Origin of the sequence: Streptomyces sp. A5-4 (assembly GCF_051131715.1) — a bacterium.
Classification (GTDB): domain Bacteria; phylum Actinomycetota; class Actinomycetes; order Streptomycetales; family Streptomycetaceae; genus Streptomyces.
Map to the genome: position 1 here is coordinate 8,571,303 of NZ_CP178591.1, position 22,155 is coordinate 8,593,457.

Sequence of the window (22,155 nt, forward strand, 5' to 3'; positions counted from 1 at the left end):
CGAATCGCGGCAGTTGCTGTGATGACTCTCGCCCTGGCCGCGGCCGGCACTCTGCCCTCGTCCGCGGCTCAGGACCGGCGTTCGGGCGACGTGGTGGGCAAGGGGTTGGAACGCCTGGTCCGCGAGGATCGGTTCCCGGCCGCTCTGGCGGCCACCGTGGGCCGCGACGGGCGTACCCGTAACTACACCGCCGGTGTGGGGGACTTGAGGACCGGGGCGAAGGTACCGGTCGACGGGCAGGTGAGGGCGGGGAGCAACACCAAGGCGTTCACCGCCACGGTCGTACTGCAGTTGGTCGGCGAGGGCAAGGTTGTTCTTGACGCCCCGGTCGAGCGGTATCTGCCGAAGCTGGTACGGGGGAAGGGCATCGACGGACGCCGCATCACGGTACGTCAACTGCTTCAGCACACCAGCGGACTCCCCAACTACACGGACTTCATAAGCGCCCTCAACGGCGAGGTCCGCCACACCTACTTCCAGCCCCGCGCCCTGCTCGACATCGCGCTGGAGCACAAGGCGCTCTTCGCCCCCGGGGCCAAGTGGTCGTACAGCAACACCAATTACGTCCTGGCCGGTCTCATCATTGAGAAGGCGACCGGTCGTCCGCTGGCCGAGCAGATCACCCGGCGGGTGATCGAGCGCATCGGGCTGCGGCACACCTACTTCCCCGGTGTCGGTGACAAGGGCATACGGGAGCCCCATCCGCGGGGCTATTTCGCGGCGAAGCCCGGAGCTCCGCTGGAGGACGTCACGGAGATGGATCCCTCCTGGGGGTGGGCCGCCGGGCAGATCATCTCCACCCCGAGCGACCTGAACCGGCTCTTCGCCGCGTTGCTCGGCGGCAAGCTCCTGAAGCCTGCCCAGCTCGCGGAGATGCGCACCACCGTGAAAATCCCCGACCGAGCCGGTGCGCGCTCCGGTATCCGATTCGGCCTGGGGATTTTCAGCACACCGCTCAGCTGTGGCGGTGTGATGTGGGGGCACGGCGGTGACATCACCGGCTATGCCACTCTGTCCGGCGCCACCGAGGACGGACGTGCCGTCGCGATCGCCGTCACCGCCATGACAGCGCCCACCGAGCGGGGGCCCGACCATGTCCAGGCTCTCCTCGACGGCGTCATGTGCGAATGACGGCCGGCCCTCCTCGGAACAGGCGGTCCTGGTCACGGAGTGACGTTGACGTTGGTCAGCCCGCCCGTCGCCCGGGTCACGGTGTTCGACGCGTGCACGACGTTCGGCCGCTCACGGCACTTGGACGTGGAGGTGACTTTGATGGCGTATTGGCCCACGCCGCCGAGGTCGGACCTGTTGTTCCGCCAAACCGTGCCGCAGCCGTTCAGGAACGACGGTGAGGTGCCCGGGTGGTGTGTTTCGTAGCCATGGGCGAAGGTTCCGGTGTTTCCCTCGATCAGATAGCCGACGCCCTTGGCGTCCACCCATGAGTCGGCGGAATTCTGTCCGCTGATGCCTCGCCCGTCGAAGGTGTTGCCCCGGACGACACCGTCGAAGGTGCCCTCCTTGATGTCGAGGGACTCCCCGGTGACATACGGGCCGATCCGGTTGTTCTCGACCAGGACGCGATCCGAACGGTCCACTCCGCCGGAGTTGCCGTGGCAGCCCCAGTTGGAGTTCGCCGACCCGAGATAGACGCCCTCGCCGTACTGCGGCTTGACCAGCCCGGTGTGCTCGACAACGGAGTTACGGAGCACGCCGTCGGAGGAGGAGCGGCGGAAGTGCACGCCCTCCTCCTCCACGTGATGCACATGCAGCCCGTCCAGGCGGACGTGGTGCGAGTTGTCCAGGACCACGCCCTTCTTCGAGTCCTTGACGGTGAATCCGTTCAGGTTCCAGTACGGCGCCGAGTACAGCCACAGCCCGTAGCCGGAATCCCAGCCGGTTGTGGGTTCCGGGCACGAAGGTGCCTCGCCGGACGGGCCGTCGTTGACGAGGACGGCGCTGCGTGGTCCGGTGAGGGTGATGGGCGCGGCTGCCGTACCCGCGCTCCGGGTGGCGAAGGCTCCCCGGTACTCGCCGGGCGCCATCCTGACGGTCTGCCCCGGTGTTGCCCCTGCCAGCGCGTCGGCGAGCTGGGCGGAGGTGGACACATCAACCACGGGAGCGGCCTTCGCGGGTTCCCGGGTGCCCGTGGCATGGGCGGGCACCCCCAAGGTGCCTGCCGCGACCAGTCCGGCGAACGCGGTGAGCGCCGCTGTCCCGGCAGCGGACCGGGCTCTGGACACCAGGTTCTTCTCGCGCTGCTGGTCGGCGGGCCGGACGGGGCGCCGTACGGCGGCTCGAATTCTTGCGGACAACGTGTACCTCCTGGCTGTGGGGCGGGAGGAAGCTCTTGCGTTGTTCCGGGCGGGCATCCGACAGGGGGAGAGGTTCCGAAGCCCGCTCCTTGTTCCCCTACGTGTTCAGCATCCCGTGGGATGAGTGTCGTGCACCTTTCGGCATCCATCTAGCCCTGGGATGCGCCGAGTTAGGAAAGTTTCCTTACTTCCATGGATGAACCGAGCATCCATGGGTGCGGTTTCCCGCTCATGACCGTCGGCCGGGCCGCGGTGAGGTTACGGCGCGGGCGTACGCCACGCCTGTTTCGCGAAGGCGCGGAAGCTGCGCGGCGTGCGGCCGGTGAGGCGCTGGACGCTGTCAGTGGTGCGGTCCTCGGCGCCTCCGGCGATGGAGTGGTCCATGTCGGCCAGCATCGCGGCGAACTGGGCGGGAATGTCGGCGGCCAGGCGCCGGCGCATCTGCTCGTGGGACAGCCGGTGGTGCGTGATGGTCCGGCCGGTGACTTCGGAGAGGGTGGCGGCGATGTCGTCGTAACTCAGGGCCTGTGGCCCGGTGAGGACCAAATCGGTGTTCGGGGCCTGCTCGTCGGTCAGCGCGCGCACGGCGACGGCGGCGATGTCGTCGGCATCCACGAACCCGACGCGGCCGTCACCGGTCGCCGTCCGGATGGTCCCGTCCGCTCGTGCGGTCTGGGCGTGCACGTGGTCGCCGGTGAAGTTCTGCATGAACCAGGAGGGCCGCAGGACCGCCCACTCGGAGAACAGGCCGGGCAGCGCCTGATGAACCTGCCCCACCGCGGGGCCGCCGATAGGGATCGCCGACGAGCTGAGCAGTGCCGCGCGGCGCACTCCCGCGGTGCGGGCCTGCCGAAGGAAGGGCAGCATGACGGCCGCAGGGTCCGAAGAGCCGATCGGCGGGATGAGGTAGACCCGGTCCACGCCTTCGAGGGCGCCGTCGAACGAGGTGGGGTCGTCCCAGTCGAACCGCACGGCATGGGCGCCGCCCACGGGGGTGGCGCGTCGGCTGGCGGCCTTGACGCGCCGTTCTCCGGCGGCCAGTTGGGCGGCGACTCGGCTGCCGGTGGTGCCGGTGGCGCCGATGACCAGAGTGAAATCCTGCGAGTTCTTCATCAGTTGCTTCCTGCGAAGTTGGTGGCGTGCTCCTGCAGGGCGAGCGGGTTCCAGTAGTCGCGGTAGCCGGTGATGAGGCCGTTCTTGACGGCGACGACGGCGATGTAGGGCATGTCGAAGGGGCCGCCGGTCTCCACCAGCCGGCCCACGCCGCGCATCTCGACCACGATGGTCTCCGGGGTGACTGTCTGGTGAATCTCGACGTGCGGGAAATCGTGAAGGTCGATGTGGTCGGGGTAGCCGCGCATGTACTCGGCGACGGCCGCCTTGCCCTCAAGCCGCTGCGGCCAGCCTTCCGGAGCGAAGGGGAACTCAAGGATGCCGTTCTCGTCCCACAGCTCGACCCAGGCGGCGATGTCCTTGTCCAGCAGCAGTTGCAGGCCGTGGCGGTACAGGTCCGCCGATGCGGTGTTCGTGGTCATGGAGTGCTCCGTCCCGTAGGATACGGACCGGGGGTCCGTTTCGTGTCGTGAACGATACGGACCCAGGGTCCGTTTAGCAAGGAGGAGTCGTATGTCGGAACGCAAGCCACGCGCGGACGCCACTCGCAATCGAGAGGCCGTCCTCGCGGCTGCCGACAAGCTCTTCGCCGGTCGGGAGCGCCCGGGGACGGTCACCATGGCCGACATCGCGGCTGCTGCCGGCGTCGGCAAGGCGACGCTCTTCCGCGGATTCGGCGATCGCACCGGCCTGATCCAAGCGCTGTTCGAGCTGCGGCTCGCACCGATCAGGGTCGCCGCCGAAGAAGGGGCGCCACCCCTCGGGCCCACCACCCCGCCACTCCAACGCGTCCCCGCTCTCCTCGACGCGGTCCTGTGCTTCAAGCTCGACAACCGCCACCTCGCCCTGGCGCTGGAGGGAACCGGCGGCGACAGCCCCTACGAGGCCGAGCACTATGAGCGGTGGCACAGCACGATCCAGGGCGCGTTGGAGGAGGTCCCCGGGCTCACTCACGGCGATTTCATCGCGCATGCCCTGCTCGCCGCCACGCGCGCCGACCTCGTCGAACACCTCGTCGGCGCGAAGGGGGTGACCCGTGAGCAGATGCGGGCAGACCTGGCGGCCTTCACCGTCAGAGTCATGGAATCCGGTCCGACGCGAGACTGAACAGGACGCGAGCTTGAGGAAGGCGTGGGCCTGAAAATCAGTGCCGAGCCGGCGGGCCGGGCTGAGCCGCTTCAGCTGCTGTCGGCTGTCATCCGTTCCGGACGAGGGGCGGGATGATTGCCGGGTGGATCTCATAGGCATGAGCGAGCGTGAGTACTGGGCCAACCTCGCCAAGCGGCAGGGCATGTATCTGGAGCGGATTTCGCTCGTCGCCGTACAGGCGTATGTGGATGGGTACGACGCTCACGCCCGACGCCACGGCGGTCCAGGACTTGATGGCTGGCGTGAGTGGCTGGTGGCCCGCCACGGCCGCGACTGCAACCACGTCTGGTGGGGCCTGGTTCGCCATATCGCCCTCCCGCACGGTTGGGACCATCGCCAGCTGACACCGGGACAGGAAGAGCGAGTCGTCAAAGCGCTCTTCGCGCTCCTCGACGAATTCCTCGCGGAGCGAGAGGCGGCCAGGGGCGTGTTCTGACCGGCCCCCGCTACGGAAATTCGCGCGCCGCACCGGTCATCGCGGCCACTCCGGGGAGTCGTTGGCGAGTCGTACGGTGAACCAGCAGCCTGAGCACAGGTCCAGCCAGCGCGGCCCGGCCGTGGAGGAATTGACGATCACGGCGCAGACGGCTGGTTCCCCGCAACCGAGGCACGAATGCTCCTCGTCGCGGACCCGGTCGGTCAGCTCGCTCCCGCTCGCGTCGTCCGGCGCCGCGGCGAGCAGCTCCGGTTCGGCGGCGATCAGCAGGAGAAGCCCGGTTGCGGATGCGGCGTCCATCTACGGCTCCTCCGGGGCGGCCCGAGCGGGACGGAAGCCCGGGGGGCTGTCCCGTACCGGGGTGATGCGCGGCGGCTCCTCGGTCACGGTTCTCCACTTCGACGGTTACTGATCAGAGCCTGGGGATCGGGGTGGCGAGGCGCTCTGGGTGCAGGTGGGAATCGCCTTTGCCGACGAGGTACCGGCATATTCAGTCTTCGCACTCCTTCAGTTCGTCAAACTCCGTGAGTGAGCAGTCCTGGATGTGGCTGTCCCGCTCACCTGCCGCGGGAGGTGCGAGAACTGCGTTCTGTGTCCCGGCGGCGCCGCGCAGCGGTGGTCCGGTATCGCCGGACGGGGTAAGGATGAAAGGTGAAGAAAGACACGAATGACCATTTCGTGCATGTCCGGGGGGCGAATGAACACAACCTGCGGGACGTCGACGTCGACGTCCCGAGGGACGCGATGGTGGCATTCACCGGGGTTTCCGGTTCCGGCAAGTCTTCTCTCGCTTTCGGCACGCTTTACGCCGAGGCCCAGCGCCGCTACTTCGAGTCCGTCGCACCGTATGCCCGCCGACTGCTCCAGCAGGTCGGTGCGCCGCATGTCCAGGAGATCACCGGGCTGCCACCCGCCGTGGCCCTGCAACAGCGTCGCGGGGCGCCCAGCTCGCGGTCGACGGTCGGCACCATCACCACGCTGTCCAACCTGCTGCGGATGCTCTACTCGCGCGCCGGGACCTACCCGGCGGGGGCCGCACCGCTGGAGGCCGAGGCATTCTCACCCAATACCGCGGCCGGAGCCTGCCCGCGGTGCCACGGACTGGGGCTCGTGCACGATGTCACCGACGACCTGCTCGTCCCGGACACGTCACTGAGTATCCGCGACGGCGCGATCGCGGCCTGGCCGGGTGCCTGGCAGGGCGCGAATCTGCGCAGCATCGTGGCCGCGCTCGGGATCGACATCGACAAACCGTGGCGCAGGCTGAGGAGGAAGGACCGGGACTGGCTGCTCCACACCGACGAGCAGCCGTCGGTCCTCATCGAGCCGGAGCCCGGCCGTGTCGACTACGGCTACTACGGAAAATTCTGGAGCGCCCGCAAGCACGTGAGGCATGTCCTCGCCGACTCCAAGAGCGAGCGGATGCGCGACCGGGCGATGCGATTCGTCCGGAGCGTGCCCTGCCCCGACTGCCGGGGCAGCGGCCTGCGGCCGGAGGCGCTCGCGGTGACCTTCGCCGGCCACTCCGTCGCCGAGGTCAACGCGATGCCGCTCGCCGAGGTGGTGGCGCTGCTGCGGCCCGTCGCGGAGCTGTCCCGGGCCGCAGCGGCCACGTCGACCGCGCTGTCCGGGGAGGCGACCGAGGCCGCGGTCCGGATCTGCGCGGATGTGGTCGCACGCGTCGAGGTGCTGCTCGGTCTCGGCCTGGGCTACCTGAGCCTCGGGCGCCGTTCGACGACACTGTCGCCCGGCGAGGCGCAGCGCCTGCGGATCGCCACCCAGCTGCGCTCGGGGCTCTTCGGAGTCGTCTACGTACTCGACGAGCCCTCCGCGGGCCTGCATCCGGCCGATGCCGAGCCGTTGCTCGACGTGCTGGAGAGGCTCAGGGCGGCGGGGAATTCGCTGTTCGTCGTGGAGCACGACATGGACGTCGTGCGACGGGCGGACTGGGTGGTCGACATCGGCCCCGGCGCGGGGGAGGGGGGCGGGCATGTGTTGTACAGCGGCCCGGTCCCCGGCCTCGAACAGGTCGAGGAGTCGGCCACCGGCCGGTACCTGTTCGGGCGCGCCGAGCCGTTGGACCATCGCCCCCGTACGCCGCACGGCTGGCTGCACCTGCGGGGCGTCTCCCGGCACAACCTGCGCGATGTTTCCGTCGACGTACCGCTGTGCGTGCTGACCGCGGTGACCGGGGTGTCGGGCTCCGGAAAGTCGACGCTGGTCACGCAGGTGCTCGCCGAGGTCGTGCGCGGCCACCTCGGACTGACGAGCGAGGAGTCCGACAAGGCGGAGCTCGATGTCGAGGTGCAGGAGGCGTCGGGGCTCGAATCGTTCGACCGGCTCGTACGCGTCGACCAGCGACCCATCGGCCGTACTCCCCGGTCCAACCTGGCGACGTACACGGGAATGTTCGACGCGGTGCGCAAGCTGTACGCGTCGACGGACGAAGCGACGGCGCGAGGTTATACGGCCGGACGATTCTCCTTCAACGTCCCCGAGGGGCGGTGCGAGACCTGCCAGGGCGAAGGCTTCGTCTCGGTGGAACTCCTCTTCCTCCCCGGGACCTACGCGCCGTGCCCCACCTGCCACGGCGCGCGGTACAACGCCGAGACCCTCCAGGTGACCTACCGCGGCAGGAGCGTCGCGGACGTGCTGGCGATGTCCGTCGACGACGCGGCGGAGTTCTTCACCGGTGTCCCGGCCGCCTCCCGAAGTCTTGAAACGCTCCGGGAGGTCGGGCTCGGCTATCTGCGGCTGGGTCAGCCGGCGACAGAGCTCAGCGGAGGTGAGGCCCAGCGCATCAAGCTGGCCACCGAGCTGCAGAAAGCCCGCCGCGGCCATGCCCTCTATCTGCTCGACGAGCCGACAGCGGGCCTGCACCCCGCTGACATCGCGCTGCTGCTGCGACAGCTGCACCGGCTCGTCGACGCCGGCAATACGGTGGTCCTGGTCGAGCACGACCTGGACGTGATCGCCACCGCCGACTGGGTCATCGACCTCGGCCCAGGTGGGGGAGACAGAGGTGGCCGGGTGGTCGCCAAAGGCCGTCCGGCCAAGGTCGCCAAGGCCAAGGGCAGCGCCACCGCGCGTTATCTCGCGCCGCGACTTGTGCGCTCCTGAGCAGCTGGGGGGGGCGACGCATGTGACGTCCTCGCCGTGCCGGGCCGCAGGCTCGGCGCCGCCTGCGGCGGATCGGTGGACCGTCCGCGGTCGTCCGCACTCGCCCGCGTTCACACAGCGGACAAGAAGCTGTCACAGAAAAACAGGAATGCGGGGCCAACTGCCTCTGGTTCGCACTGACATGACTGTGGGAGTAGCTCTCAACGCGACCGGAACCGACAACCAGATCGACGCCACCGTGCGGCTGGCCGAGGAGGCCGCCGCCGCGGGCCTGCGGTCCGCCTGGTTCGGGCAGACCTTCGGTGCGGATTCTCCGCAACTCGCGGCGATCGTCGGGCGTGAGGTACCGGTTCTGCACGTGGGAACGTCCGCGATCCCCGTCTTCGGACGCCATCCGTTGCTCGTCTCCAGCCAGGCCCAGACCGCGCAGGCGGCGACGCACGGCCGGTATCACCTCGGGCTCGCACTCGGCACCAAGCTGCTGACCGAGGCGGGCTTCGGGATCCCCTATGAACGACCCATCGCCAGGCTGCGTGAATTCCTCATCGCTCTGCGGCAGTTGACCGAGACGGGCGCGGCCGATTTCCACGGTGAGCTGCTCACCGCGACCACGCCGCTGCCCGCACGGGTGCCGGGAGCCGAAGCGGGCGTGCCGCTGCTCGTCGCCGCGATGGGACCGCAGGCCCTGCGTGCCAGTGGCGAGTTGGCTGACGGGATCCTGCCCTATCTCGCCGGGCCTCGCGCCCTGGCCGAGCACATCGTCCCGGCCGTCACCGCGGCAGCCGAGGCGGCCGGCCGGCCGGCGCCCCGGATCGTGGCGCTGGTGCACGGCGTGGTCACCGATGACGTCGACGCCGTGCGCGAGGCGGCCACCGAGCAACTCTCGTTCTACGAGCAGATCCCTTCCTACGCCCGGGTCGTCGAACTCTCCGGCGGCAAACGGGCCGCCGATGTGGCTGTGATCGGCAACGAGAAAGCGGTCGCTGCCGAGGTGCGGCGCTATCGGGACGCCGGGGCGACGGAGGTCGTGTTCGCGGGGACGGAGATCGCCGGGGACGCCGACCGCCGACGCACCTGGGCGCTGCTCGGAGAGCTGGCGAGCTGAGAGCGCCGGCCAAGTCCCGTGCCCCGGGCTGCCCTGCGCACGACGTGGCTCTCCACGGAGCTGTGCGCCTCGGCTGTCCGGCGGGCCGGCCCACGGCCCGTACCGCCGAACGCGCATGGGCCCCGGGACGCAAGGTCCCGAGGCCCATCTCCGCGTCCGTCAAGCGCCGTGCGGCGCTTGACGGATCCAGGTGTCCGGCCGGTGGCCGACCAACCGCGGGTCGAGGCCCGCGACCTGTCAGGTGCGGTAGGCGTAGTAGTTCGCCGTCGGGTAGGACGCGACGAGGCTCGCTATCGACTTCCGGTAGGTGTTGTTGGAGTGGTAGGTCAGATACGGCGTACCTGACCGGTTCCGGTACGAGACCAGCATGGTGTGGTCCTTCGAACCGTCCCGGTCGAAGTCCACCTGGAGTACGTCGCCGACACCCATCTCCCACACGTTGGAGAGGTTGGTCGTCCGCTTGCTGGAGAGGGCGAACCAGGACCACTCGTTGACGCCGACCCAGGAGAGGGTGTTGCCGAGGGTCGGGTCGCTCCACCACTTGCGGTAGTCGTCCCAGGAGCCGGGCGCGTGCTTCCAGCCGCCCGCCTTCAGTGCCTGGCTGACGAAGTTGGTGCAGTCACCACCGGCGCCCGCGTCGTCGAAGGACGGATAGGCGGGGTTGTAGTTGCTCCAGTACTTCTCCGCGTACGTTGCCATGGCCGCGTAGTTGTAGCCGTTGGGGTTCGTGGTCGGCTTCGCGGCCGGTACCCGCGAGGGCCGCCCGGTGGCGGCCTTGGTGGCGTTCGGCAGATCGTCGACGGGAGCCGTCTTGACCATCGGCGCCTTCAGCGGTGCGTTGACCGCCGACAGACCGGTGTCGGTGGAGCGTATGCCGGTCAGCGCCCAGGTGCCGCCCGACGCCTGGGCGAAGGTGAGCTCGTGGTGTGCCTGGAAGCCGGTGGTGCCCGGCTCGTTGCCACGTATCTTCTTGTACGTGAGCGTGGTGGTCTCGGTCACCCGGACCGTGGCCTTGTCGTCGCGCACCTTGGTGTTGTTCACCGTCACCTTGGTGTCGGCGCCGCTGTACGCCTCCCCCAGACCGCGGAGCCGGTCCTTGCGATCACGCAACGAGGACTGGGCGCTGCCCTCCGACCTGAACAGGCCGGCGGACAGGTGTACTTGGCGCTCGGCGGGCGGCGTCGACCGCCGGGTCTGCCGCTTGTCCAGCAGCGCTGCCGTGCGGTCCGTCAGCACAGCATCGGCAAGCCGGCCGAAGGACTCGCGCGTGGCACGGTCGACCGTGCCGTTGGCGGTCGGAGCGGCAGGCTCGTACCACGAGGCACCCGCTGTCGTGGGCAGTACGACAGCTGCGGCTGCGACCGCCACCACGCCGCCGACAGTTGCCCTGAACGTCGATCTCTTCACGAAGACTCTCCCCTTGTCACCCCGGTCTGTGCACGGGCCGGGGGACGGAATCTTCGCATGAACTGAAGCGATGTGAAGGGCCTGTGTGGGTTGCGGAATTGCCACAAGACGCTGGTGGGCATCCACCGCCCCGAGGCCGGCCGCCGGCGGGGAACGCCCATGAGCTGCTGGCCGCAGCCGGGCCCGGCCGCAACGGCGTTCCGGACCAGGGCAGTTGCCCGGCAGGGCCGCCTCTCTCGTGGCGGTCGGACGCCGACAACCGTTCGTCGGCGCAGTGCGCGGGGCGGGCGGTCGCGTCGCGGCAGGAGACCGGTATGCGCTCGCAGGACCCTGTTTCCCCTGCCGTTGGAGGAAGACCTGTCGTGGTCTCTGACGCGCCCGCGGCCGTTGGGGACGACCATGCCTCCGGGCACCCTCGCGCCGGTCAGGCGCCGGTCACTCCCCACCGGCTCGATGGGTGCACCTCACCTCCGCCGGGGTGAGGCGCCCTCGGTGACCAGTGGGGCGATGAAGGCGCCGCGCTCCGGACCGGACCCGACGACCCACAGGCACACCGGGTCACCATTGGCCAGAGCGCCGGAGGCCTGGTCCGCGCGCAGGAGCGCGAGCGTGGAAGGGGCAGCGGTGTTGCCGATGCTGCGGGCGTTGCTCGGCGCCAAGTCGGCGGGCACATCGGCGTCGGCCAGGAAGGCGTCGACGAGCAGGGGGTGGGCCTGATGGGTGTACAGGCGGGTGACTTCCCTGAGGTATCCGGGGCGGGCGGAATGCGGTGCCCGGTGGTTGAGCATCATGCCCGTGCTGTAGTAGCGCCGAATCTCGGGTGAGGCACGGACCGAGGCACGGACGGCTGACCTGCACGACCGCCGGGGAGTCGGTGCGAAGCCGCCCGTACGAGCGCTCGTACCCTGCTCCCGGTAGGGTCGGCCTCATCATGGACACCAGTGCAGCGACGATGATCACCATCCCGCCGGGGCGGGTGACCCTGTCCGACCGGCGGACACAGCGCAGTTGGTCCGTCGACCTCGAGCCCTACCGGCTTGCGGCGTTTCCTGTCACCCAGCAGCTGTACGAGCAGGTCACCGGAGTGCGGCCGAGTGCGGCGCGTGGGGACGAGCTGCCCGTCGAGAGCGTTACCTGGTGGGACGCGGTCCGCTTCTGCAACGCGCTGTCCGCGCGCGACGGCCTCACGCCCGCCTACCGCCTCCCCGCTGACGGTGAAGAGATCGAGTGGGACGCCGCCACCGACGGGTACCGGCTGCCCACCGAAGCCGAGTGGGAACACGCCTGCCGTGCCGGTACCACTGGACCGCACTACGGACCGCTCGACGAGATCGCCTGGTACCGCGCCAACGCGTGCGAGCGCATCCACGATGTGGGTGGCAAGCAGGCCAATCAGTGGGGCCTGTACGACATGCTCGGCAACACCTGGGACTGGTGCTGGGACATCTACGACGTAGAGATCTACGGCGCCTACCGGGTGCTGCGTGGTGGTGGCTGGTTCGACGAGCACTGGAGCTGCCGGGCCTCGGCGCGGCGCCGCAGCCACCCCACCTTCCAGGTCGACGACGTGGGCTTCCGCATGGCGCGTTCCGTCATGCGCTGAGAAGGCCGGCCGGCGGCCGCCGGCCGCGATGTGCAGGTCGGACGGACGGCCTTTCTCCCTGAGAACACCGCGACTTGTTCGCGTGGCGCCGACTGCGGGCGCTCACTGGATCGGGGTCGTCTGCGCCAGTGCGATACGCCAGTGGTCCCCCTGACGGACCATGACGTAGGTCATGACACCGGCCAGGGGCAACTCGGTTGAGCCGGCCGTCTCGGACCGTTCGTCGTGGACGGTCTTGGTCAGGCTCACGAGGGCGACATCGGGTGTCGCGAACCGGATGTCATTGACCTCCAGCTCGGTCCGTACGTCCTTGAGCGGCGAGGAGAGCGCCTCGGCCATGGCCGAGGCGAAGGTCTCACGATCGAAGAGGCGCCGCCCGGCCAAGTTGATGAGTACCAGGTTCGAAGTGTGCAACCCCGGCAGCACGTCCGGATCGATCTGCGCCTCCTGGGTCAGCGCGACGAGCTCGCGGATCCGCTCCTTGTCGGAGTCGGAGTCGGAGTCGGTGGTGGAGAGAGTGGAGCGGGTGGATTCCATGTGGAAAACCTAGAACCTGAAGCCGAGTTGAGGGCAACACCTATGCGCTCGGAGCCTGTTCAGCCGTGATACCGCTCCGCCGGAAGTGCCAGTCGGGGTGAGTCCGCGTCCACTCCGGTGCTTGTCCGCGCACGGTCCTGCCCGTCACCGGCCTTCGTCCTGACACGCGCCGGGTGACCGGCGCCACGGCTGTGGCGGCGGGTGTGAAATGTGGCGACCGCGCGCGCAGCGGTCACCACGGCGCAGGCCAGGGCGGTCGTAGCGACCCAGATCAGGAGCGCAGGCCATATGAGGGCGACCTGGGCCAGCGTCCCCTCCCGGCGCATGAGCAGGCCGATGAGGTCGACGAGCTCGATGAGGAGGACGATGGGGAGTACGTACGGCAACATGCGCACGGCCGCCCGCCACAGCGGCCGGTCCGCGGTGCGCCGCGCCCAGCGGGGTGCACGGACCACGCCGAGGGTGCCGAGGGCGATCGCGAGCAGAGTGAGCGCCGCGAGAACGTAATCGGCTCGCAGGACGAACGGCGTCTCCACCGTCGGTGACCGGCCCTCGGCGAGGTCGATCAGTCCATCGAGCATGACCGCGGCGTCGTCCCCGGACACCATGCCGGTGTTGGTCACCACCGCGATGCCGATCTTGCTGTCGGGCAGCAGCGTCTCGATGGAATTGTGGGTCAGGAGTTCGCCGGTGTGCCGAATTTGCTGGGGCTGCTCTCCCGGCCGGCTCTTCGACCAGCCCATGGCGTATTCACGGCCTTCCGGCGGGGTGTGCATCACGTCGATGCTCCGTGCGGAGACGACGCGCCGGCCGGCTGCGGACATGCCTTGGTTGTTCTGCGCGATCAGTCACTGGGACAGGTCCTCCGCCGTCGTGACGACGCCATGGCCACAGGATGGCTGGAGACCCGCCTGCGTGAGCCTGCGACATGGCGGGAACTGGGCTTCACCGCCGTGTCATTGGCCGCGCTGTGGTGGATGGATTTCCTGGTGCTTGGCTTCGCGCTGGGCCTTCCCGCGCTGCTCATGCTGTCGCCGGTGGATGACCCCGGCGCCTGGCCGTGGCTGGTGATCGGTCTGGTCCTGCTGTCGGCCGCGCCGCCGGCACGGTATGGGCGGGCGCCCGCGCCGCGCTGACCCGGCTGATCCTCGCCCCGCGCGACGGTCAACTCGGCCGGGAGCTGACCGAGGTCCGGGCCTCCCGAGCTCGCCTGGTGGACGCCTTCGACGCCGAGCGCCGGCGGATCGAACGCGACCTGCACGACGGCGCTCAGCAACGGCTGGTCTCGATCAACGTCATGCTGGGCATGGCCCTCCTGGACACGGAGCGCGACTCGGCGGTGGGGAAGCAGATCGCTGCGGCCCAGGGGGGGATGGGCCTGGCTGTCGGCGAGTTGCGGGAGCTCAGCCGCGGTGTTCACCCCAAGGCCCTCACCGACCAGGGACTCGCCGCGGCCATTACGAACCTCAACACTCGCTCAGCCACGGCCGTCGCCGTTGACGTCGAGATCCCGCACCGGCTGCCCAACGCCCTGGAAAGCACGGCGTACTTCATCGCGGCCGAAGCCCTGGCCAACGTCACCAAGCACAGCCGGGCCACCCAGGCCGAGGTTCACGCCCGCCTGCGGGCGGACGTGCTGACCCTGTCGGTCGCGGACAACGGCATCGGCGGCGCGGGCCCGGCCGGGGGCACAGGGCTGGTCGGCCTCGCCGATCGCGTCGCCGCCGCAGACGGCCGGCTACACATATCTAGCCCAACTGGTGGCCCTACACTGCTCCATGTGGAGTTCCCGTGTCGCTGAACGTCGTGCTCGCCGAGGACTTGACACTCCTGCGGGACGGACTGGTCGGCGTACTCACCCGCTTCGGTCACCGCGTGCCGGCCGCTGTCGGCGGCGCCGAGACGCTGCTCACCGCGGTCCAGAAACATGAGCCGGACATCGTCGTCACAGACGTGCGGATACCACCGGACAACAGCGACGACGGCCTGCGGGCCGCCGTCGCACTCCGCTGGAGCCGCCCCGATCTGCCCATCCTCCTGCTCAGCCAGTACATCGAGCAGTCCTATGCCGTACACCTCCTCGATTTGGGAGGCGAGAGCGGCATCGGCTACCTGCTCAAGGACAGGGTCAGCGCCGTCACCGAGTTCGCCGACGCCGTCGCCCAAGTGGCCGCGGGTGCGACGATCATGGACCCCGAGGTGGTGCGTCAACTCCTGTAGCGGCGGCGCGATCCCCTGCGGCGGCTCACTCCGCGAGAGCGCGAGGTCCTGTCCCTGTCCCTCATGGCCGAGGGACGTGCCAACGCCGCGATCGCCCGGGATCTTCACGTCAGCGAGGCCGCCGTGCACAAGCACGTCAGCAGCATCCTGCAGAAGCTCGACCTCAGCCTGGACGGCAACGTACATCGGCGGGTCCTGGCCCTTCTCACGTACCTGAGCGCCTGACGGCAACGCCCCCGCACATCACCTCGGACATTCCCGGGCGGACTCTGACTCGCCGTCCACCCCGAGGGGCGCCGACCTGCGATCCGGGCCGTGGACGACGCACCACCGCAGGCAGTTCGCAGGCAGCAGCGTCGGGTCAGCCGGTCTGGTCGAGGAGACCGTGGACCAGGTCGGCGAACTCATCCGGAGTCACGATGCGGGTGCCCAACTGCTCGGCCTTCTCCCTCTTCGAGCCCGAGCCCTCGCCTGCGACGAGCAGCGAGGTGCGCTTGGAGACGCTGGAGGACGACTTGCCGCCGGCCCGCTCGATGAGTTCGTTCATCTCGTTGCGGGAGAGCTTTTCCAGCGGCCCGGTCATGGCACCCGTGACCACCACGATCATCCCGCCGAGCGGACCCGCGTCCGCGGCGACCTCGCCGTCGACCTCTGCTCCGGGGGCGGGCGGCGTCGCGCCCGGTTCGGTCATATTGACTCCGGCGGTGATGAGCTTGTCGATGAGTGGAGCGAGCTCGGCGAGTTCCGCCACGATCACCGGAGCCTTCTCCACACCGATGCCCTCCACCTGCTGGACCGCTTCGGCGTCCGCCGCGCGCAGCAGATCCATGGTGGCGAAATGGCGGGCGATACGACGCGACATGGAACGACCGGTCCCACGTACACCGAGACCGGCCAGGACACGCGACAACGGCTGTGACTTCGCGTGCTCGATCGCGGCCAGGAGATTGTCGGTGCTGGTCTGTCCCATCCGGTCCAGGGCAAGGAGCTGGTCGGCCCCCAGGGTGAACAGGTCGGCGAAGTCGGCGATGAGGCCCGTGTCGACGAGCTGGACGACGCGGGTGGCACCGAGACCCTCGATGTCGAGCTGGTCACGTCCGACAGCGTAGGAAATGGACGCGACGATATGACAGTTGCGGCCACGGACGCATCTCCAGCGCTGTTCCGACTGGTCGATGTCGGAACCGCACTGCGGGCATACCTCGGGGAAGGCGATGGGTTCTTCCGCACCCGTACGCAAGTGGGCGACGGGACCCTCGACGCGGGGAATGATGTCGCCGGCTTTGTAGACCATCACCTGGTCGCCGATGCGCAGGTCACGGCGGGTGATGTCGGCAGGATTGTGCAGGGTGGCATAGGTGACGGTCGACCCGTCGATCACCACCGGTTCAAGAACGGCACGCGGCGCGATCGTGCCCGTACGGCCGACGTTCCACTCCACAGCCAGGAGCCGAGTTACCTTCTCGACCGCCGGAAGCTTCCATGCGATGGCCCACCGGGGCGCCCGGGAACCGGAGCCGGCCGCTGCCTGATCCGCCGCACTGTCCGCCTTGATGACGATGCCGTCGATACCGAAAGGCAACTCCGGCCGCAGCGCCGCGATCTCGTCCACCCGCGTCCGCACCGCGTCGACAGCGGTCACCGTGCGAGGAGGGCCGCCGTCTCGGCGGCGGTGTGCACCCCGAGACGGCCCACCAGCTCAAGGACCTCGCTGTGCGGCAACTCGACGAGCGAGCCCGCCAGATCACTGGAGCCGGGCAGCGGAAGGGCGCCGTACGCGAAGAACGTCATCTCCACCCGGTACTGCCGGTCCTTCGCCCGTACGCTGCCGGCAGCCGCGCTGCGCGGATTCGCGAAGGGCGCCCCACCATGCTTCGTGCGCACGGTGTTGGCGTGCTCGAACTGCTCGGTGGTCATCAGGACCTCGCCCCGCACTTCGAGGGCCACGGCCTCCTCCAGGCGATCGGGCAGGCCCACAATGGTGCCGATCGCGTGGGAAACGTCTTCACCCGCCACCCCGTCCCCCCGCGTGATCAGCCGCGTCAGACGGCCCTTGTCGTACCGGGCGGCGACTGCGAGGCCGTCGAGCTTCGGCTCCACACTCCACGTCTCTACCGGCCGACCGATCCGCCGCTCCACCGAAGCGGCCCAGGTGGCGAACTCCTCGGCGCCGAACACGTTGTCCAGGGACAGCATCGGAACGGTGTGGGGCACATCCCCGACAGCTGCTCCGCCCGCGACCTTCCCCGAGGGAGAGTCGGGGGACACCTCGCCGGGGTGTGCCTCCTCGTAAGCGGCGATGCCGCGCACCAGGCGGTCGTACGCATCGTCGTCCAGAGCGCTGTCGCCCGTCGCGTAGTACGCGGCGGCAGCCTTCACAGCGGTCTCGATCGCCTCGGCGTACGCGGCGGGATCGGCAAGGTCAGCGGCAGGTGTCGTCATGCCCTCATCCTGCCGCCCACCACTGACAATCGACGGTGGCCCGGCGAGGGGAGCGCGCGCCGCACCCTCGGATGGGGGCCCCGGTGGCGACCGGGGTCAGGGATTCATTCCGCGCCGCCCGTCCCAAGGGCCCGCCGCCCCTCGGGGTGCTCGGCGGCGGATGCGCGCGAGGCCTCCGGGACCTTGGGTCCGGCATCGACCGCGCGCTCCGCGACGGTCCGGCCCTGGGGGAACAGTTGCTCATGGTCACGGCTGACGGGGCGCGGCCCGGTGCCCAGCTCGCGGCGCTTGGTGCTCATTGACGCAGTCTGCCGCACTCGTGCGCGCGGTGCTCCGCTGGGGCGTTGGACGCACCGCCCCAGGTACGCGCACCCGAGCGCCGGGGCGCCGGGCGGACCCGCTGTCTTGCACGCGGTGAGAAAGGGCGTTGCGACAAGCACATTGGCTCCGGATCGGGTCCGGAGCCAACCGGAGGCGCTGTTCGGTGTGCCGGGTGCAGGTCAGAGGGTCGCGCTGGCCTTGTCCTTCGGGGTGTTCGTCTGGTCGCGGCGGGCTGCTGCGGGCTTCGGCGGGGTGACGGTCCAGTCCGGGTGGCCGGGCATGCGCGGGGTCTTCGTGCCGTACAGCCACTCGTTGAGGAATCCGGAGAGATCCTGGCCGGAGATCTTGGAGGCCACGGTGATGTAGTCCTGGGTGGAGGCGCTGGAGTTGCGGTGCCGGTCGAGGAAGGTGTGCTCGATCCGGCGGAAGTCGTCCTGGCCGACCAGGTTCCACAGGGCGTAGAGGACCAGCGTGCCGCCGGTGTAGCGCTGGCCGTGGAAGAGGTTGGCCGCCGTCGGGGTGGCGACCGGGCCGGCGTCGAGCCGCCACTGGTCGCCGCGCGAGTAGACGTCCTTCATCCGGGCTTCCAGGGTGACCAGGCCGAGGGTGTCGGCCCAGCCGCGCTCGTAGCGGTAGAGCAGGCCGTAGTAGTCCGCGTGGCCTTCATTGAGCCACAGGTCGGCCCAGCTGGCCGGCGCGACGAGGTTGCCGAACCAGGTGTGGACCAGCTCGTGCATCATGTGTGAGCCGATCAAGTGCTCTTGCTGGAGCAGGTAGTTCGGCTTGCAGATGGTGAGCGTCCGCGTTTCCAGGCCGGTGAAGTCGAAGGCGTCCGGTGCGTCGGTATTGGCGGGCAGGATGCCGTAGGCCTCGAAGGGTTAGCGGCCCAGATGCTGCTCCAGCCAGGTGAGCTGATGGGGTGTCAGGGCAAGGGCGGGCTCCAGCGCGGCGGCCCTCGCGGTCGGTACGACGTCGCGCAGCCGCATGCCGCTCGGCCCCGGTCTCTCGATGACCTGGTAGTCGCCGACGGTGACCTGGATGACCTCGGTGGCGATCGGGTCGACCGAGCGGTACGTGACCGTGGTGGTGCCGTCGGTGTGCGGTTTCGTGGAGATCAATGAGCCGCTGGCGACGGCCGTCAGCTCGCTCGGCGCGGTGATGCGGAAGGTGAAGTGCGCCTTGTCGGTGGGGTGGTCGTTGCACGGGAAGATGTTGCGCGCCAGGTCGGGCTGCGGGGCGACCGCGAACCCGTCGAGGGTCGGGACCCAGCCGTTGTAGGGCGCCTTCAGCTTGCGCGGGTCGGCGGTGTAGGCGACCCGTACGACCAGCCGTGAGCGGTCCCGTACCCAGGACGGCGGAGTGACGACGAGCTTCTCGGCCAACTGCTCGAAGACCGCCTCGCGGCCGCCCACCCACACACCGTGGACCTCGGGGCCGAGGAGGTCGAGGGAGAAGCGGGACAGGTCCTGGGTGGCCTTCGCGGTGATCGTCACGATGGGTGAAGGCACCCTCGGCTCCGAAGAGGGTGACGGCCTGCGTGTTGCTCGGTTGGCTCGCCGCATGGTGCTTCTGCGCCGTGGCGTCCCATCGGCCGCAGAAGAAGGGGGTGATGGCGTCCCAGTCGGAGCCGGCGCCCTCGGTGATCGCCTCCAGGGCGGCGAACGCTGCCGGGAACCACGGCTCGTTCTTCCGGAGCTGCGCGAGCTCACGTCGTGTCTCTCCGGTGATCGCGATGCCGACAGCTCGGGTGCTGGGGCTGATCAGGGCGAGCTTGCTGACCCTCTCCGAGTGGCGGGCCGCGTACTGGGTGGCGATATTGGTGCCGGCGGAGTGGCCGAGCAGATTCATCCGGGGGAGCCCGAGGTGAGCGCGCAGTGCCTCGACGTCGTCAACCAGGCGGTCGCAACGGTAGGAGGAAGTGTCGTCAGGAAGCGCGGACCGGCCGGTGCCACGAAGGTCCAGGACGATGAGCTCGTAGTGCGAGGACAGGCCGCCGAGGTCGCCCAGATAGCGGGAGTCGGCGGGACCTCCCGGAATGCAGACGACCGGGTCGCCATATCCGACTGCGCGGTACACGAGCCGGGTTCCGTCGGGTGCGGAGAAGGTAGGCATGGCACCGACCCTGCCACTCATAACCAGGTTGTACAACCCGGTTATGGTCGCTGGCCGGCTCGGGGTATATAACCGAGTCATGGCAGGCGGAGAGAACACGCGGCAGATCCCCGAGGCGCTGACCGAGGCGCAGGCCGAGCGGATGCTCGCCGATATGAACGAGGTCATTCGCGCAGGCGAGGAGATGCGCAAGCTGCGCGCAGAAATGATCAAGCTGTTTGTCGGCTTCGGCTGGACCCAGGACAGGATTGCCCGGCTCACGGGCATGAGTCAGCCCGCCGTTTCCAAGCAGGTGACGAAGTACGGGATCGGCGACCCGCCGCCCTCGACCGGACTCTCCCTCGACCAGGACGACGAGCCCTGGCTGGAAGGGCGCCTGTGGGGCCTCGCCGAGGAAATCTCCGAGGCCTTCCATGACGCCTCCCGTTCTACCGGCTACCTCCACGCCGTCGCCCGTGGGAAGAAGCGCTTCACGCCGCAGAACGTCGACGAACTGCGACGCCTCGTCGAAGAAGACCTACGGCTGCACCAGGCCGAGTTGCCCGGCACCTACCGGAGTGCTTACGACGAGATCAGCCGTGGCCTCGACGTCCCCTCGAACGCGCCCGCCACGGCATCGGCATCCGTACGTCGCGCCCTCGCGCGCCAGATCCAGCGCGACCGGCTCAGGGGCGACGCGTAGGTCCGGACTTGGACGCCGCGCGAGTCGGACGCCGACGGCCTCGACAACTGCCTTGCCCTGAAGCGGCGTTGACACTCGGCCGAAGTGCTGCTCAGGCGAGAGGGAAGCCGCGGGCGCGGATGAGGATGCCGGGCGGTCGCCGAGCTGCTGGGCCTGGACGAGGAGGCTGCGATGTGGCTCCAGACCATCCCCACCCGCGGCTCCATCGGTGGGGGCGTTCCTACCGACCCGACGATCTACCGCTTCTACGAAATGCTCCAGGTCTACGGCACGACCCTCAAGGCTCTGGTCCACGAGCAGTTCGGCGACGGCATCATCTCCGCCATCAATTTCACACTCGACGTCACGAAGGTCGCGGACCCCGACGGTGGCGAGCATGCCGTGATCACCCTGGACGGCAAGTACCTCCCCACCAAGCCCTTCTGACCAAGCTGCCCACCTGACGAAACCTGGGCCGGCCGCACCAGCACGCCATGGCGCCCCACCCATTCCGTTTTCCTGAGGTGTTGGCGTCTCTGGAGGCGCTCTATGCTGCCTGCGTACAGGATGCGCGGCGGGGGGAGTGCGACGTGAGTGGCAACGGGGGCGGCGGAGTGTGGGGCCCGTATCCGGGACCGAGTGGGCCGCCCGGCAACGGCTGGCCTCCGTAACCCGAACCGTACGGCCCACCTCCCCCGCACCCAGGACCGCATCCGCAATGGCAAGGACCTCCTCAGCCCTATCCGTACGGGCCGCAGCCTTGGCCGCCCCAGGGCGGCTGGTCCCCGGCTCCTCCTCCTCCTCCTCCTCCTCCTCCTCCTCCTCCTCCTCCTCCTCCTCCTCCTCCTCCTCCTCCTCCGCGGCCTCCGACGCGAGGGCAGCGGATCTGGCGTGCGGGCAATCCGATCGGGCTCGCCAGGCGCTCTTTCACCCCGTCGCGTGTGGGGCGGGTGGAGGATCCAACGGTCCGCCGCATTCAGCTGATCCGTACGCTCGTCGGTTTCGCCGCGGTCGTCTGGCTTGCGCTGTCCTACCGGCTGGTCTCCTCCGCCGAGGGGCTGGTGGACGACCGCATGAACGAGGTGTGGAACAGCGTTCTGGTGATGGCGGTGACCTTTCCGTTCGTCGTCGGGGTATTCGTCGCCCTGTCACGGCCACCGAACCGACGCCTGTTCCTGCGGCGCGCCCTCAAGCCGCCGGGCGGGATGCTGACACTGTTCGGCTCGGTCTTCATGGTCGTCCTCCTGGCGATCGAGGACCTGAAGGACGCGCGCACCAATCTGCTTCCGCAGAACGAGTACGTCCAAGTCCTCGGGGTCCTGTTCCTGCTCCTGTGGTGGCTGCCCTTCGTGCTCTACGGCGTTGTGCAGTCGACCGTGACCGTGTTCCGGACGGCGGACATTCACGATCTGGTGCCGCCGCTGCTGGCCACCACGCTGGTGTGGGAACTCGCGATCATCGACTTGATCGGCGGCTCCTACGAAGGAGTCCCGTTCTTCACCCGGCTGCTGTTCACCCTGGGCGCCCCGATCTCCGTCACCGCGATCACCATGTGGGAAATCCGCCGCCTGCGCACCCGCCACGGCATCACCCTGCGCGGCGCCCTGCTGCGCTGAT

General features: G+C 69.1%; 21 protein-coding genes and 4 pseudogenes. 12 read left to right on the forward strand and 13 right to left on the reverse strand.

Annotation, left to right across the window (positions count from 1 at the left end):
- The first annotated feature begins 21 nt into the window (after window positions 1–21).
- A complete protein-coding gene (locus ACLLJJ_RS39975) occupies window positions 22–1,131 on the forward strand; it encodes a serine hydrolase domain-containing protein (RefSeq protein ID WP_434599690.1) in 1,110 nt (369 codons plus the stop codon).
- A 32-nt stretch (window positions 1,132–1,163) separates the two neighbouring features.
- Here ACLLJJ_RS39975 and ACLLJJ_RS39980 read toward each other — a convergent pair whose 3' ends face one another.
- The 3 genes from ACLLJJ_RS39980 to ACLLJJ_RS39990 all read right to left on the reverse strand — a co-directional run bounded on the left by ACLLJJ_RS39980 (window position 1,164) and on the right by ACLLJJ_RS39990 (window position 3,847).
- A complete protein-coding gene (locus ACLLJJ_RS39980) occupies window positions 1,164–2,312 on the reverse strand; it encodes a right-handed parallel beta-helix repeat-containing protein (RefSeq protein WP_434599691.1) in 1,149 nt (382 codons plus the stop codon).
- A 258-nt stretch (window positions 2,313–2,570) separates the two neighbouring features.
- Complete coding sequence (locus ACLLJJ_RS39985) at window positions 2,571–3,425, reverse strand: NmrA family NAD(P)-binding protein (RefSeq protein ID WP_434599693.1); 855 nt, start codon at window positions 3,423–3,425, stop codon at window positions 2,571–2,573.
- Window positions 3,425–3,847 (reverse strand): nuclear transport factor 2 family protein, encoded by a 423-nt coding sequence (locus ACLLJJ_RS39990; protein ID WP_434599694.1) that lies wholly within the window; start codon window positions 3,845–3,847, stop codon window positions 3,425–3,427. The genes ACLLJJ_RS39985 and ACLLJJ_RS39990 overlap by 1 nt, the downstream gene beginning before the upstream one ends.
- A gap of 91 nt (window positions 3,848–3,938) precedes the next feature.
- Between ACLLJJ_RS39990 and ACLLJJ_RS39995 the strand changes: the two genes are divergently transcribed.
- Window positions 3,939–4,532, forward strand: a complete 594-nt coding sequence (locus ACLLJJ_RS39995; RefSeq protein WP_434599695.1) for a TetR/AcrR family transcriptional regulator — start codon at window positions 3,939–3,941, stop codon at window positions 4,530–4,532.
- 139 nt (window positions 4,533–4,671) lie between these two features.
- Window positions 4,672–5,010: a hypothetical protein gene (locus ACLLJJ_RS40000; RefSeq protein WP_434599697.1), complete on the forward strand. Its 339-nt coding sequence runs from the start codon at window positions 4,672–4,674 to the stop codon at window positions 5,008–5,010.
- Window positions 5,011–5,046: 36 nt separating this feature from the next.
- Here the strand turns inward: ACLLJJ_RS40000 and ACLLJJ_RS40005 are convergent, their stop codons facing one another.
- A complete protein-coding gene (locus tag ACLLJJ_RS40005) occupies window positions 5,047–5,310 on the reverse strand; it encodes a hypothetical protein (RefSeq protein WP_434599698.1) in 264 nt (87 codons plus the stop codon).
- 351 nt (window positions 5,311–5,661) lie between these two features.
- Here ACLLJJ_RS40005 and uvrA point away from each other — a divergent pair, with 351 nt between their 5' ends.
- Window positions 5,662–8,130, forward strand: coding sequence for an excinuclease ABC subunit UvrA (gene uvrA, locus ACLLJJ_RS40010; RefSeq protein ID WP_434599699.1), 2,469 nt, complete (start codon window positions 5,662–5,664; stop codon window positions 8,128–8,130).
- A 181-nt stretch (window positions 8,131–8,311) separates the two neighbouring features.
- On the forward strand, window positions 8,312–9,235 hold the full coding sequence (locus tag ACLLJJ_RS40015; RefSeq protein WP_434599700.1) for a TIGR03564 family F420-dependent LLM class oxidoreductase: 924 nt from the start codon (window positions 8,312–8,314) through the stop codon (window positions 9,233–9,235).
- A 237-nt stretch (window positions 9,236–9,472) separates the two neighbouring features.
- Here the strand turns inward: ACLLJJ_RS40015 and ACLLJJ_RS40020 are convergent, their stop codons facing one another.
- Together ACLLJJ_RS40020 and ACLLJJ_RS40025 are read right to left on the reverse strand one after the other, a co-directional pair.
- Entirely contained in the window at window positions 9,473–10,642 is a 1,170-nt protein-coding gene (locus ACLLJJ_RS40020) for an amidase domain-containing protein (protein WP_434599701.1), read from the reverse strand.
- A gap of 464 nt (window positions 10,643–11,106) precedes the next feature.
- Window positions 11,107–11,433 (reverse strand): 3-oxoacyl-[acyl-carrier-protein] synthase III C-terminal domain-containing protein, encoded by a 327-nt coding sequence (locus tag ACLLJJ_RS40025; RefSeq protein ID WP_434599703.1) that lies wholly within the window; start codon window positions 11,431–11,433, stop codon window positions 11,107–11,109.
- Window positions 11,434–11,594: 161 nt separating this feature from the next.
- Here ACLLJJ_RS40025 and ACLLJJ_RS40030 point away from each other — a divergent pair, with 161 nt between their 5' ends.
- Entirely contained in the window at window positions 11,595–12,245 is a 651-nt protein-coding gene (locus tag ACLLJJ_RS40030) for a formylglycine-generating enzyme family protein (RefSeq protein WP_434600657.1), read from the forward strand.
- A gap of 102 nt (window positions 12,246–12,347) precedes the next feature.
- On the opposite strand, the gene ACLLJJ_RS40035 is transcribed toward ACLLJJ_RS40030, so the two are convergent.
- Window positions 12,348–12,782: an SgcJ/EcaC family oxidoreductase gene (locus tag ACLLJJ_RS40035; protein WP_434599704.1), complete on the reverse strand. Its 435-nt coding sequence runs from the start codon at window positions 12,780–12,782 to the stop codon at window positions 12,348–12,350.
- 59 nt (window positions 12,783–12,841) lie between these two features.
- Entirely contained in the window at window positions 12,842–13,606 is a 765-nt protein-coding gene (locus tag ACLLJJ_RS40040) for a hypothetical protein (protein ID WP_434599706.1), read from the reverse strand.
- Window positions 13,607–13,609: 3 nt separating this feature from the next.
- Here ACLLJJ_RS40040 and ACLLJJ_RS40045 point away from each other — a divergent pair, with 3 nt between their 5' ends.
- The 3 genes and pseudogenes from ACLLJJ_RS40045 to ACLLJJ_RS40055 all read left to right on the forward strand — a co-directional run bounded on the left by ACLLJJ_RS40045 (window position 13,610) and on the right by ACLLJJ_RS40055 (window position 15,227).
- The gene (locus ACLLJJ_RS40045) at window positions 13,610–13,918 is read left to right on the forward strand and encodes a sensor domain-containing protein (protein ID WP_434599708.1); all 309 of its coding nucleotides are present in this window, start codon (window positions 13,610–13,612) and stop codon (window positions 13,916–13,918) included.
- Window positions 13,843–14,583 (forward strand): sensor histidine kinase, encoded by a 741-nt coding sequence (locus tag ACLLJJ_RS40050; protein ID WP_434599709.1) that lies wholly within the window; start codon window positions 13,843–13,845, stop codon window positions 14,581–14,583. Before ACLLJJ_RS40045 ends, ACLLJJ_RS40050 begins: the two co-directional genes overlap by 76 nt.
- Window positions 14,574–15,227 (forward strand): annotated as a pseudogene (locus ACLLJJ_RS40055) (LuxR C-terminal-related transcriptional regulator). Before ACLLJJ_RS40050 ends, ACLLJJ_RS40055 begins: the two are co-directional and overlap by 10 nt.
- Before the next feature lie 136 nt (window positions 15,228–15,363).
- On the opposite strand, the pseudogene ligA reads toward ACLLJJ_RS40055, so the two are convergent.
- The 5 genes and pseudogenes from ligA to ACLLJJ_RS40080 form a co-directional block, all read right to left on the reverse strand.
- Window positions 15,364–17,444 (reverse strand): annotated as a pseudogene (gene ligA / locus ACLLJJ_RS40060) (NAD-dependent DNA ligase LigA).
- 104 nt (window positions 17,445–17,548) lie between these two features.
- The gene (locus ACLLJJ_RS40065) at window positions 17,549–17,743 is read right to left on the reverse strand and encodes a hypothetical protein (RefSeq protein WP_434599710.1); all 195 of its coding nucleotides are present in this window, start codon (window positions 17,741–17,743) and stop codon (window positions 17,549–17,551) included.
- Window positions 17,744–17,944: 201 nt separating this feature from the next.
- Window positions 17,945–18,625 (reverse strand): M1 family aminopeptidase, encoded by a 681-nt coding sequence (locus ACLLJJ_RS40070; RefSeq protein WP_434600658.1) that lies wholly within the window; start codon window positions 18,623–18,625, stop codon window positions 17,945–17,947.
- Between the two features lie 18 nt (window positions 18,626–18,643).
- A complete protein-coding gene (locus ACLLJJ_RS40075) occupies window positions 18,644–19,327 on the reverse strand; it encodes a hypothetical protein (RefSeq protein WP_434599712.1) in 684 nt (227 codons plus the stop codon).
- Window positions 19,266–19,877 (reverse strand): annotated as a pseudogene (locus ACLLJJ_RS40080) (alpha/beta fold hydrolase); the annotation flags it as partial. The pseudogene ACLLJJ_RS40080 and the gene ACLLJJ_RS40075, both read right to left, overlap by 62 nt.
- A 79-nt stretch (window positions 19,878–19,956) precedes the next feature.
- Here ACLLJJ_RS40080 and ACLLJJ_RS40085 point away from each other — a divergent pair.
- The 3 genes and pseudogenes from ACLLJJ_RS40085 (at window position 19,957) to ACLLJJ_RS40095 (ending at window position 22,154) form a co-directional block, all read left to right on the forward strand.
- Window positions 19,957–20,559, forward strand: a complete 603-nt coding sequence (locus ACLLJJ_RS40085; RefSeq protein ID WP_434599713.1) for a sigma-70 family RNA polymerase sigma factor — start codon at window positions 19,957–19,959, stop codon at window positions 20,557–20,559.
- Between the two features lie 129 nt (window positions 20,560–20,688).
- Window positions 20,689–20,985 (forward strand): annotated as a pseudogene (gene cynS, locus ACLLJJ_RS40090) (cyanase); the annotation flags it as partial.
- A gap of 503 nt (window positions 20,986–21,488) precedes the next feature.
- Window positions 21,489–22,154, forward strand: coding sequence for a hypothetical protein (locus tag ACLLJJ_RS40095; protein ID WP_434599714.1), 666 nt, complete (start codon window positions 21,489–21,491; stop codon window positions 22,152–22,154).
- Window position 22,155: the final 1 nt, after the last annotated feature.